The organism is Imperialibacter roseus (genome assembly GCF_032999765.1).
Classification (GTDB): Bacteria; Bacteroidota; Bacteroidia; order Cytophagales; family Cyclobacteriaceae; genus Imperialibacter; species Imperialibacter roseus.
This window is the reverse complement of record NZ_CP136051.1, coordinates 6520738-6532632: the sequence shown is the minus strand read 5'-3', so window position 1 is coordinate 6532632 and position 11895 is coordinate 6520738. Positions and strand designations below refer to the sequence as shown.

The following is an 11895-nucleotide window of genomic DNA, read 5'->3' as shown; positions in this document are numbered from 1 at the left end:
TTATGAAAACCAATTTTACAATTTCCATCATCCTTGGCATTTTAATGCTGTTCCAAAATGCAAAAGCCCAGGACATTTTCTCCCCATCCGAAAAAAGGCTGTCAATAAGAGCAACGAGTATCAATGACAAAATGGCCATCGATGGGGTGCTGGAGGAAGAAGCCTGGTCACGAGCCGATTCTCTCAGTGATTTCATTCAGATTGAGCCCAATCAGGGAAGAGCTTCTGAAAACAAAACCACAGTCAAACTACTTTTCGACAAAGAATTTCTTTACATAGGGGTGAATTGCTTTGACAAGCTTGGGAGGGGAGGCATTCGGGTTCCCGATCTGAAGAGAGACTTCGACTGGCGAGCTCACGATACTTTTGCGGTTTGCATAGATGGTTTTAGCGACAACCGAAACAGTATGTCCTTTGTGACAAACCCTTACGGCGCACAAAAAGACTACCTTTCTTTCGATGCCGTACTTTTCGACAGTGATTGGAACGGGTTATGGAAGGTCCGCACCTCTATCACAGAAGAAGGGTGGTTTGCTGAGTTTCAAATTCCGTGGAAAAGTATTCGATATGCCAAAGGATCAGGAGAGACGCAATCCTGGGGAATCAATTTCCTGAGATTGAGAAGGGCTAGCAACGAAATTTCCGCCTGGTCGCCCTATCCCCGCTCCTTCAGCTTCAACAGAATGGAATACTCTGGAGAACTAATCGAGATTCAGCCACCAACACCTTCCACAAACATTCAGGTAAATCCATATTCACTGGTTTCAGCCAACAGGCAGATGGCGAATAACAAATTCAGCGATTTTGACGCCAGATACAAATTAGGAGGGGATGTGAAGTGGGCCATTAATTCAAATGCAATCGTCGACTTGACTGTCAATACAGACTTTGCCCAAGCTGACGCCGACGTGCAAGTAAACAATGTCAGTCGATTTTCGGTACTGTTCCCTGAGAAGAGACAGTTTTTTCTCGAAAACGCTTCTCTTTTTGGACCCGGGCTGATGGCTGATGGAAACACGAGCGGCAAAATGCAGATACTACCTTTTTTTAGCCGCAGAATTGGCCTGGCTCAAGAAGGACGCCCGATGCCCGTAGATGGCGGTGTAAGGCTGGTAAATAGGTCACTTAAACAAAATTTTGGCCTTATGGCCGTCCGGCAACGCTCCTATGATACACTTCCATCTGCCAATTTTGCAGTTGGCAGATACTCAAAGAACTTAGGAAAGCAAAATCGATTGGGGGCTATTGCCACAATGAAATCTACCACCGGAAGTCACACCAACCTCACCGGCGGGTTTGATGGGTTCCTGAGGCTTGGAAATTCAAATTCTTTGAACTTTATGGCATTGCAATCAATCAATGACAATGGGACCGGCAAAGGGTTTGGTGGGTACTCTCAATACTACTACACCAGCAATAGCATTACCGCCTGGTGGACTGAGTCTATTGTCACGAAGGATTTTACAACAGAGATGGGGTTTCTTTCGAGAACCGATATCATTGGCACCAACCCTGGAGCAGTTGCCAACTTAAGAGGGAAATATATCCCCTTCAAAAGATTTATTCGTTCGTTGCAACCCGGAGTCAGCACAGGGTGGTATCACCAGGCATCATCAAAAATTCTCCTCGAAAGAGAACTAAAGCTTACCCCTTTTTGGCTTGAAATGCAGCATGGCGGGTTCTTCGGCTTCGACTGGAGTAGCCAGCATCAAAACCTAATTACAAGTTTTATTCCCCTGGGTGTGTCGATTGACCCCGGCCAATATGATTTTCAGAGATATTCATTTACTGCGGGTAGTGATCCCTCAAGAAAAGTTTCTTACAGCCTGAAGTATGAGTTTGGTGAATACTACGATGGAAAACTAAAAACCTCTGATGCGGCACTGTCGATTATACCCATTCCTCACATATCGCTCAAGGCAAGTATAAGCAGAAATCAGTTTGAGTCGGTTGGCATAAATTCAGATTCGAGAGATGTGATACTCTATACACTACAGGGAAGGCTGGCTTTAAACCCCAGAATTCAATTGGTAGGTCTATATCAAAAAACCTCGCAAAATGGACTCGATTCATATAACGCCAGATTTGCCTGGGAGTACCGTCCGTTGTCGTATATCTATCTTGTTTTGAACAGTAGAGAAACACTTGGAGACGATTATGTTAGTCAGACCGAGCAACAAGGCATTTTCAAGGTGAGCTACCTGAAACAGTTCTGATCGGTCGGGTAGGTGAATTGTGCAAAGAGTGTGTTCGGCAAAAAGTCGAATCAGCAAATAGCACCGGGTGCAAAAGGACAACAGTCATTCTGTATAAAAATGTATTTTGGCCATAGAATGAATATAGAAAAACAAATCGACGATTGGCTTTGCCATCTGGAGAGGGAACAGCTGGAAGCCACCAAATTCGACTTACCAGTCGGTAGCATCCCATCTGTCCGCACCTACCCGTTATTTCAAATCGGACGCTATGACCCCAATGTCTTTTTTCCGGCTTTGATCGCAAGTAAACTGCGGGAATGGAAACATATGATGACTTCTTCCCAAACCGAACGAGCTGACAAGATTGTTGCCAGAATTGTCAGCACCGTTCCGCTCTACAAAAGCCGCCGGGGCCGCATGCACTATAACTTCTGGCCAACCAATCCCGACATCCCTTTCCCAAATGGACGGGTGCTGCACCGGTTCGATTTTTTTCGCTTACCCGATGATATTGATGACACTGCGCTGGTATATTCGGCACTGTCAGCCGATCAAGACACACTATTAACTCTTCGGAAAGACATTGAAAAACATTTCATCAAATACTACCCACAGCAGCCCGAGGTATATGCCGCCTGGCTGGGAGATAAAATGCCGTGGGTAGTGGACACATGTGCCATAATCAATTTACTAAGCCTGTTTCGGGGGCTGGAGCCCACCGAGTTCATCAGACAGTCGGACGAGCACATAAAAAAGATTCTACAGGAAGCGCTATATGTGACAGAGCCATATGGGGTCGCTCCTTACTATCCGGACACGGCCGTTATTGCCTATCACCTTGCCAGATGGGTTTCAGAGCAAGACGACACTCTTCTTCTCAGCACGCTGCAAAAGTCTCTGGAAGAGCTCCTCAAAGCAGAAAAAAATGAATTCCGGGCTATGCTGTATGGCATCAGTTTGATGAGACTTGGTGCCTCACCGATAAAATCCATCGCTGCTGACAGACTAGCTGCTGACTTGCAAAAGTACCCCTGGTTTTATGGGACTATGTTGTCAGCCGTAAAACCAAATTGGCTCCAGAGAGTTGGACGACTAAAGGTCTTTCACATATCCCATTCATGTCCGGCATGGAATTACACACTTTGGGTAGAATACACTTTGCTGAAAAAAATGATAGAAAAACGAAACATTGTATCGTAATATTACGATTAATAGTCTTGCCGGGTAGTCCGGCATATTTTTTATCGTTAACCATCGTAATAATACGATTAATCATGAGAACACAAGAACTACTATCATTGCTTAGGTCAGAAAAAGGAAGGCACCTCGAATTTGAGTACGCACCAGGAAAATTCCTTCCAGCCACTTTTCACATCACAGAGGTAAAGAACCAAAAGATTACATCGGTAGATTGTGGAGGCAGAAAACTGGCATTCAATCAGACGGTTGTGCAACTCTACGTAAATGACCTGGAGACCCTGAGAAAGCCCTGGACAACCGACAAGGCACTTTCCATATTAGACTTGGTTGACACGAAAGATGCAATGGACAAAGAAGCAGAAGTATTCTTTGAATGGGGCCACGGAGCGCTTAGAACGTCGGTTTACAGCGTGGAACTAATAGAAAACGATGAGGACACGCTGCGCATCAAGTTATTTGCTCAGCAACCGGTTTGCAAACCAAGTCTCGAACTTGCTTTGTCAGCGGCATCGTGCTGTAATTGATTTTTGCTAGCTTGGTTGAAATGTGCCGCCAGCGCCAACTGAGGACTGTGCCTGGCACTAAAAATTGCTTCAAATGAAAACTGAGATAGCTGAAATGGTGCCCGCCAACTGGCCAGAGGTAGAACGCATCTACCTGGAGGGCATTGAAACGGGGCTGGCGACGTTTGAAACTCAAAGTCCCGGCTGGGAAAATTGGGATGCCGGACACCTTCATGCATGTCGGTTGGTTGCCAAAGTAGATAAGAAGGTCGTTGGCTGGGCGGCACTAAGTGCGGTCTCGAAACGACAGGTTTATAAAGGAGTGGCTGAGGTGAGTATTTACATCAAAAATGATTTCAGGGGAAAAGGTCTCGGGAAAGCGCTCTTTCAGGAATTGATCATTGCGGCGGAGTCGGAAGGCTTCTGGACTTTGCAGTCTTCGGTTTTCAGAGAGAACGTGGCGACAATAGCCCTTCACAAAAGCATGGGCTTCCGGGAAATTGGCTACAGGGAAAAGATTGCGCAGCTACATGGAATATGGAGAGACACTGTGCTGTTAGAAAGGAGGAGTAAGACGGCGGTATAATGCAGTTGTTTTAAAAGGATCAAGCAATATTTCTGGGGGATTAATTCTTTTGACAAGAGTATTATGTCATTACATAAAGAAGCAAAAGGTCCAAGCGGGACGCATTGAACCAGTTTTGCTTCTTTATTGTCTATCATTCCCCAAATGGTACAACGTTATTTCAGCGTCTTACTCCCCAGGTTTTCCGCTTGATCCTTTTAAAAGGTGGTGCCACCAGCTGACGCTGTGGGCACCACAAAAGTCTCACTGAACACAATTCCAAGCTTTGTTTACCCCCACCCTAAGCCGGGTACCCTAAAGGGAGCAAAGCTTGAAATTCCTGGTCAATACCCATACTTCTCTTTCCACAGAGCCCGTAGCTGCTTTCTCATTTCTTCCTCACGGGCGTTCTTCCCGGGGTCGTATAGTTTCGTGCCTTTTATCTCCTCGGGCAAAAACTCCATTTCAGCAAAGTTACCCTTATGGCTATGGGCGTATTGGTAATCCTTGCCGTAGTTGAGATCTTTCATCAGTTTCGTAGGCGCATTGCGAATGGCGAGAGGAACCGAAAGGTCTCCCGTTTGATTCACGAGGGAAATGGCGCTGTTGATAGCCTCGTAGCTGGCGTTGCTTTTTGCGGAGCAGGCCAGATAGGTGGCGCATTGAGAAAGGATGATGCGAGATTCCGGGTAACCGATCATGGTCACTGCCTGAAAGGTGGAAGTAGCCAGTAACAAGGCATTTGGATTGGCATTGCCAATGTCCTCTGACGCCAGAATGAGCATGCGCCGGGCAATGAACTTCACATCCTCACCTCCTTCAATCATGCGGGCCAGGTAATATACGGCGGCATTTGGATCGCTACCCCTGATGGACTTGATGAAGGCAGAAATAATATCGTAGTGTTGCTCTCCTGACTTATCGTAAATGCTGATCCGCTGCTGGGCTGTGCTGGTCACCATCTCGTCGGTAATCTCCAAAGGGTCGTCAGGATACTGGTCAGTGACCAGTTCAAACAAATTCAGAAGTTTCCTGGCATCACCGCCCGATAGTCGGAACAAAGCCGCCTTCTCCTTCAGCTTGATCTTCCTGTCCTTCAATTTTTCGTCCGCCTTCATGGCATTGGCCAGCAGGTTCTCAAGGTCTTTTACCTCAAGAGCCTTCAGGGTATACACCTGGCAGCGACTAAGCAGGGCCGAGTTGATTTCAAAGCTGGGATTTTCGGTTGTGGCACCAATGAGTGTGATTTTTCCTTTTTCGACCGCCCCCAATAGCGCATCCTGCTGCGATTTATTGAAACGATGAATCTCGTCAATGAACAATACGGTGCGGATGCCGGGTCTGGCTTTCTGAATGACCTCCCTCACATCTTTCACTCCGGCGCTGACGGCACTGAGTGTTTCAAAAGGCACCTTCAGAGTATTGGCAATGATATTGGCCATAGTGGTTTTGCCCACGCCAGGAGGTCCCCAAAAGATCATCGAGGGAATTTGCCCGGAAAGGATCACCTTCCTCAAAATCCCCTTCTCTCCCACCAGGTGCTCCTGCCCGATCAGCTGATCGAGGGTGGTGGGGCGCATGCGTTCGGCGAGGGGAAAAGTGTTTTGGAACATGTTGGTGTTTTGGCGTTTTACAGGAGAAACAAAGTAAGCAAATTTGATCTAAACAGCCGTGTAGCACAGGCATGAATCAGGTAAAAAACAAAGCCTCTGCGTCCAGGCGAAATAGTTTCTCGCCATGGCACAGAGGCGCAAAGAAAATCTGAAACTTAGTTTAGTTCAGCAACATCGCCGACTTCACCAGGTTAATGAATTCTATGCGGTAACCGTTTTTATCCTGGCCTTTGGCTCCATTAGCCAGCGACACTACCTGGTCGTATGTAATATCACCTTTGAACTCGGAGTTTCTTAGCATCATGCCAAAACCAGCAACAGCAGCTGACCATCTGTAATTCTCCGAGGTTTTGGCTGTTGGCTCGTCCATGATCGTGTTGACCAAAAGCTTGCTGGTGTCGCCATCAGGCTGCTTGTAACGTAGCTTCACAGTCATCAACTCATTTGTTTTAGCAGCGTCAGGTACGACGGTATTCTGCTGGTACTTCAACGGATCAACAGGCAGAAAGCTACTGTTGACTCCCACCGGTATGATTTCGTACAGCGCCGTTACTGTATGGCCTGAGCCAAGTTCCCCGGCATCCTTCTTGTCGTCATTGAAGTCTTCTTTGTTCAAAAGCCTGTTCTCATAACCAATCAGGCGATAGGCCTGCACTTTGGCTGGATTGAACTCCACCTGTATTTTCACGTCTTTCGCAATGGTGAACAGGGTGCCTCCAAATTCATTAACAAGCACTTTTTTGGCCTCCAGAATATTATCGATATAGGCATAATTGCCATTTCCCTTGTCGGCCAGTATTTCCATTTTGGAATCTTTGTAATTACCCATGCCGAAGCCAAGAACGGTAAGGAAGATGCCATCATTTCTTTTTTGCTCAATCAGCCTTTCCATGCTGGCATCGCTCGACTCGCCTACATTAAAGTCGCCATCCGTGGCCAGAATCACCCGATTGTTTCCACCTTCTACCAGGTTTTCGAGGGCCGTTTTGTAAGCCAGATGTATTCCAGCGCCACCTGCGGTAGACCCGCCGGCCTGTAACTTGTCAAATGCTTCCATGATGGTTTGCTTGTCGCTGCCACTCGTGGGGGGTAGCACAAGACCGGCCGCACCAGCATACACCACGATGGCTACCTTGTCAACCGGACGTAGTTGCTCAGTCAACAGCTTAAAAGACGACTTCAGCAAGGGCAGCTTGTTGGGATCACTCATAGAACCTGACACATCGATCTGAAACACCAGGTTGCTGGGAGGTAGATTGTCGGTTGGGATGACTTTGCCTTGCAAGCCGATGTGCACCAGATAGTGCTTTGGATTCCAGGGAGCAGAAGACAATTCGGTGTTGATGGAAAAAGGATCATTGCCTTCAGGCTGTGGGTAGTCATAGTCAAAGTAGTTGATCATTTCTTCGATGCGGACGGCGTCGACCGGAGGTTTTTGGCCCTGGCTCAGGAACCTGCGCATGTTGGAGTAAGAAGCTGCGTCGACATCGATAGAAAAAGTAGAAAGCGGTTCGTTCAGCGGTTGATGGAAAACGTTCTCGTGAATGGTAGCATAGCCTTCTGTGTTGTGAACCACAGGTGCAGGCTCCACATGATAAGCTGTGCTGTAAGCCGCTCCCATAGCCATCGACTTCTTCATGCTTCTTTCCATGGGTTGACTAACCGCCATATCAAAGGCAATCTCTTCTTCGTCAGCCAGCTCTTTTAGTTCCGGTTTTGGTACAACTGCCGGCCTCCAGCTGGGGTCAGCCTTCATCTTCACCTCCAGCACCTTTCTTCCGATCACGGCTACCTCCTTATTAAAAAATCCTGGTTTGGTAAAAATGAGCACATCGTTCTCAGTAGGTACAAAAATTTCGAATTCACCTTTCTGGTTGGTGACTGTGGTCTTGCCGGTTGTTTTGACTGCAACATTCACGTCAGTTAGTGGCTTGCCATCTTTTTCATTCAGCACCGTTCCATTAACCTTTATGGACGCCGGGCTGTAGGCAGTAAATGAAGATAGCACCAGGGCTATCAGTACGAGGGGTTTTGCTACATTTTTCATTGTCATCATAGTTTGATTTTGATAACAGGATGCAAGACCAGTTCAAATTCCATAAATTAGGCATTAATAAATTTGATTGAGCGTTATGTCACCAACTGGCTAACCATTAAAAAAGCAACACCCGTTTGGAATTACTCGATAGATTTTCTGATGAGGCCCTGTGGCAGGGATTCGTGACTGAAAAAGACAGGAAGGTGCTGGCAGTACTGTACGACCGCTACCTCGCTCTTGTGTATGGGGTTTGCCTCAAGTACATGGGCGACAAAGAGGAGGCCAAAGATGCTACCATGGAGGTTTTTGAGAAACTCTACGAAACCAGCCCCTCCCAAAAAATAGAAAAATTCAGAAGCTGGCTTTTTGTCGTCGCTAAAAATCATTGTCTGATGAAGCTTCGTTCGAAAAAGGGAATTCAGGAAAAAAGTGCACACTTATTTATGGAATCAACCGAAGTTGTGCATCCATTAGACGAAGAAGAAACTGATCTCACACCGCAACTACAGCAATGCCTTGAGCAACTGAAGACGGAACAGAAAGGATGTGTGGAGATGTTCTATTTCAACAAAAAGACCTATGAAGAGATCGCATTGAAGAAAAGTATAGATGTGAAACAAGTGAAAAGCCATATTCAAAACGGAAAAAGGAACTTGAAGCTCTGTATTGAGAGTAAAAGATGAGCAAGCCCAAAAACGATATCGATCCATCAAAAAGCCAGGAAGAAAAAGATCTTCTGCGCTACCTCAATGAAGAGATGAGTAGCAAGGAGAAGTACACTTTTGAAAGAAAGGCAGAAAATGACCCTTTCCTTTATGAGGCGATGGAAGGCCTGCAGGATATGGACGTGAAGCTTCTGGCCAAAGATTTGGCTGATATGAAAAAGAAACTGACCAAGTCTGAAAGTGCACCTTTTTACAGCTTCTCTAACGTTTGGAAAATAGCGGCCGTGGTTACGCTGCTACTGGTGGCAGGCTTCTCGGCCTGGAGACTGACGAACAGTCCGATAAAAGAGGAAGTGGCCAGTTCGGAAACTGTGCCAACCGACTCATCGCTTGTGGCGGACGATTTGACTCCTGCCTTACCGATTGCGAATGAGCAAACCGACTCATTGACGGAAGCTGATGAAAAAGACGTCATCTCCGGCGGCCCGGTGACTCAGAGCCAACCTGCTACGACAGACCAGACAGCCGAGGTGGCACCACAACCAGTAGCCGCCAACCAGCTAACGGAGGCCACCGAAGACGAAGCAGACAACGCAACAACGCCAATAGCTATTGCCGATGACATTGCCGCAGATGAACTCGTCACGCAGCGAGAACAAGCTGCAGGTGCGGGTGTGGCCTTGCGGGAAGCTGAATTGGAAGAAGTCGCTACTGAGTCATTGGCGCAAGAGGTCTCCGTCCCCAAACTCTCAGAATTCAACGCCATTACCTCGCTTGATGTAAGCAGCACTGAAGACAAAGCAAAAAAAGAGGCATCTCCGGTAGCTAAATCAGCTGCCCGGTCAGCCAGCCCGACAATTAATACTCAGCTGGCAGCGCCGGTGTCAGGAATGGACGTATTCAGAAAGTTCGTATCAGACAGCCAGCAGAAAACAGCTGACATGGTCGCTGGGGAAGTGCAGCTTACATTTTCTCTTACTTCCCAGGGAGCTCCTCAAAACATCACGGTTAGCAAATCTCTTTGCGAGTCTTGCGATCAGGAAGCCATCCGGTTATTGCAAAACAGCGGCCCCTGGAAATACAACGATGGGATAACAGGCACTCCGTTGAGTACCATAACCATTCAAATCAGCAACTAGGCCGAATTGGCATGTGGGCATTATAGTGCCTACCTTCGTGCCATAATTTCCAGCCATGAAAGCAAACCCCTGGTGGGTTCATCCTGCACTTTTGATTACTGGCTTACTCTACGGCGCCAACTACAGCGTTGCCAAATCGGTGATGCCGGAGCCGGTATCTCCGTTTGCGTTTATTCTTGTGCGGGTGTTTGTTGCAACAGTACTTTTTTGGCTCATTCAGCCACTATTTACCAACGAAAAGGTCGAGAGCCGCAAAGATTTTATCCGGCTGATTGCCTGCGGTCTTTTTGGCGCTGCCATCAACATGCTCATGTTCTTCAAAGGCCTCAGCATGACTTCTCCCGTCAACGGCGCTTTGATCATGACCCTTACTCCAGTGGCGGTAGTCACAATGTCGTATTTTCTGTTGAAAGAAAGGATTACTAGAAGAAAAGCGCTCGGACTTGCTTTTGGCTTATGTGGAGCGGTTTTTCTTGTCGGTCTGCATGAATTCTCCTTCAGCAACAGCTTTCTTTTGGGAGACCTTCTTGTGATCGGCAACGCTGTTTCCTATGCTATTTACCTTGTTTTGGTCAAGCGACTGATGGCTCAATACCACCCGCTGACTGTTGTTAAATGGACATTTCTTTTTGGATTGCTTTTCGTTACTCCGTTTTCAATTCACGAGGCTGTTAACATTCCATTTGGGGACTTGTCCTGCGCCCAGTGGATTAGCATAAGCTACGTGCTCATTGGAACAACCGTTATTGCCTACATTGCCAATGTATCGGCCTTGAAATACGTGAACTCGTCAGTAGTTGGCTATTACATCTTTCTTCAACCTCTTTTCGCCACGCTTATTGAAGTGGTATCGGGGCGGGAGCTTCCCACCATTGGCAAGCTCATTTCCGCAGGTCTTATTTTTCTTGGGGTATACCTGGTGAGTGTAAAAAGGGGTAACTAAAACGCACTTTTCAGTTTCCCCACAGCCTGGCCAAAATAGTCGATCATGTCATCCTTGATGTCCAGGTGCGTCACCAACCTTACCTCATGCTTTCCAAATGGCACAGCCAAAATGCCTGCCTCTTTCAGTTTGGCTACCATGTCAGTTGCCAGCACCTTTTTGTCCAGTTCAAAGATGACAATATTGGTATCCACAGGTAGTAGTCCGGTAACATAAGGAATCGTTTCTATCAACCCTCCAAGCGCTTTGGCTTTCTGGTGATCAATCTTCAGTCTTTCTACATGGTTGTCGAGCGCATAGATGCAGGCAGCTGCCAGAAACCCTGCCTGACGCATACCGCCACCAAAAACCTTGCGAACCCGTTTTGCCTTTTTGATGTGCTCATGGCTACCCACCAAAGCCGAGCCAACCGGGGCTCCAAGTCCTTTGGAAAAGCAGGCGGACACGGTATCGAACAGCTCGCCAACATCCTCTGGCCGATCGCCCGTTTCTACTAATGCATTGAAAATACGAGCACCGTCAAGATGCATTTTCAAGCTGTTCGAGCGGGCGGCGTCACTCACGGCTTTGATCTGGGCCAGCGTGTAATAAGCACCTCCCCCTTTGTTCATAGTGTTTTCCAGAGACACCAGCGTGGTGAGTGGCAGGTGGATATCATCCGGGTTGTTGATGTTTTCCAATATATGCTCTGGCGAAAGCCGACCCCGGTCGCCGTCAACCAGTCTTGCTGAAATATGCGAGTTGCTGGCGATACCTCCTCCCTCATACAAATAAATATGAGAGCGTTTGTCGCAAATGACCTCGTCTTGCGGTTGGGTGTGAATCCGCAGGGCAATTTGGTTGGTCATTGTGCCTGAGGGGCAATAAATAGCGGCCTCTTTTCCGAACATGACGGCTATTTTAGCCTCCAGCTTCTTTATAGTAGGGTCTTCGTTAAAAACATCGTCGCCAACCTCGGCCGTCATCATGGCTTCAAGCATGCCAGGTGTGGGCTTCGTCACGGTATCACTTCTGAAATCTACTGTCATCAT

At 47.3% G+C, this 11895-nt stretch carries 10 protein-coding genes and 1 pseudogene; 7 read left to right on the top strand and 4 right to left on the bottom strand.

Features of this window, described 5'->3' with window-relative positions:
• Positions 1-2 precede the first annotated feature (2 nt).
• From RT717_RS27550 to RT717_RS27535, 4 genes are all read left to right on the top strand, one after another.
• Complete coding sequence (locus RT717_RS27550) at positions 3-2216, top strand: carbohydrate binding family 9 domain-containing protein (RefSeq protein WP_317489528.1); 2214 nt, start codon at positions 3-5, stop codon at positions 2214-2216.
• 117 nt (positions 2217-2333) lie between these two features.
• Positions 2334-3398, top strand: a complete 1065-nt coding sequence (locus RT717_RS27545) for a hypothetical protein (RefSeq protein ID WP_317489527.1) — start codon at positions 2334-2336, stop codon at positions 3396-3398.
• 74 nt (positions 3399-3472) lie between these two features.
• On the top strand, positions 3473-3922 hold the full coding sequence (locus RT717_RS27540; protein WP_317489526.1) for a DUF6428 family protein: 450 nt from the start codon (positions 3473-3475) through the stop codon (positions 3920-3922).
• A gap of 73 nt (positions 3923-3995) precedes the next feature.
• Positions 3996-4487 carry a GNAT family N-acetyltransferase gene (locus RT717_RS27535; RefSeq protein WP_317489525.1) on the top strand — a complete coding sequence of 164 codons (492 nt, stop codon included), beginning with the start codon at positions 3996-3998 and terminating at the stop codon, positions 4485-4487.
• A 323-nt stretch (positions 4488-4810) separates the two neighbouring features.
• On the opposite strand, the gene RT717_RS27530 is transcribed toward RT717_RS27535, so the two are convergent.
• The 3 genes and pseudogenes from RT717_RS27530 to RT717_RS28610 form a co-directional block, all read right to left on the bottom strand.
• Positions 4811-6079 (bottom strand): replication-associated recombination protein A, encoded by a 1269-nt coding sequence (locus RT717_RS27530; RefSeq protein ID WP_317489524.1) that lies wholly within the window; start codon positions 6077-6079, stop codon positions 4811-4813.
• A gap of 160 nt (positions 6080-6239) precedes the next feature.
• Entirely contained in the window at positions 6240-7700 is a 1461-nt protein-coding gene (locus tag RT717_RS27525) for a vWA domain-containing protein (RefSeq protein WP_394854144.1), read from the bottom strand.
• A 123-nt stretch (positions 7701-7823) separates the two neighbouring features.
• A pseudogene (locus tag RT717_RS28610) lies at positions 7824-8126 on the bottom strand (carboxypeptidase-like regulatory domain-containing protein); the annotation flags it as partial.
• A gap of 125 nt (positions 8127-8251) precedes the next feature.
• Here RT717_RS28610 and RT717_RS27520 point away from each other — a divergent pair.
• From RT717_RS27520 to RT717_RS27510, 3 genes are read left to right on the top strand one after another with little or no spacing between them, the layout of a single operon-like run.
• Positions 8252-8800: an RNA polymerase sigma factor gene (locus RT717_RS27520; RefSeq protein ID WP_317489522.1), complete on the top strand. Its 549-nt coding sequence runs from the start codon at positions 8252-8254 to the stop codon at positions 8798-8800.
• Entirely contained in the window at positions 8797-9921 is a 1125-nt protein-coding gene (locus RT717_RS27515) for a hypothetical protein (RefSeq protein ID WP_317489521.1), read from the top strand. The genes RT717_RS27520 and RT717_RS27515 overlap by 4 nt, the downstream gene beginning before the upstream one ends.
• A gap of 55 nt (positions 9922-9976) precedes the next feature.
• The gene (locus RT717_RS27510) at positions 9977-10864 is read left to right on the top strand and encodes a DMT family transporter (RefSeq protein ID WP_317489520.1); all 888 of its coding nucleotides are present in this window, start codon (positions 9977-9979) and stop codon (positions 10862-10864) included.
• On the opposite strand, the gene RT717_RS27505 is transcribed toward RT717_RS27510, so the two are convergent.
• Positions 10861-11892 (bottom strand): threonine aldolase family protein, encoded by a 1032-nt coding sequence (locus RT717_RS27505; protein ID WP_394854143.1) that lies wholly within the window; start codon positions 11890-11892, stop codon positions 10861-10863. The two genes, RT717_RS27510 and RT717_RS27505, sit on opposite strands and share 4 nt — an antisense overlap.
• Positions 11893-11895 lie beyond the last annotated feature (3 nt).

Bases quoted from the DNA above. Each gene is read 5' to 3' on its own strand.
- RT717_RS27550 (WP_317489528.1), top strand. From the start codon at position 3: ATGAAAACCAATTTTACAATTTCCATCATCCTTGGCATTTTAATGCTG.
- RT717_RS27545 (WP_317489527.1), top strand. From the start codon at position 2,334: ATGAATATAGAAAAACAAATCGACGATTGGCTTTGCCATCTGGAGAGG.
- RT717_RS27540 (WP_317489526.1), top strand. From the start codon at position 3,473: ATGAGAACACAAGAACTACTATCATTGCTTAGGTCAGAAAAAGGAAGG.
- RT717_RS27535 (WP_317489525.1), top strand. From the start codon at position 3,996: ATGAAAACTGAGATAGCTGAAATGGTGCCCGCCAACTGGCCAGAGGTA.
- RT717_RS27530 (WP_317489524.1), bottom strand. From the start codon at position 6,079: ATGTTCCAAAACACTTTTCCCCTCGCCGAACGCATGCGCCCCACCACC.
- RT717_RS27525 (WP_394854144.1), bottom strand. From the start codon at position 7,700: ATGGGAGCGGCTTACAGCACAGCTTATCATGTGGAGCCTGCACCTGTG.
- RT717_RS27515 (WP_317489521.1), top strand. From the start codon at position 8,797: ATGAGCAAGCCCAAAAACGATATCGATCCATCAAAAAGCCAGGAAGAA.
- RT717_RS27510 (WP_317489520.1), top strand. From the start codon at position 9,977: ATGAAAGCAAACCCCTGGTGGGTTCATCCTGCACTTTTGATTACTGGC.
- RT717_RS27505 (WP_394854143.1), bottom strand. From the start codon at position 11,892: ATGACAGTAGATTTCAGAAGTGATACCGTGACGAAGCCCACACCTGGC.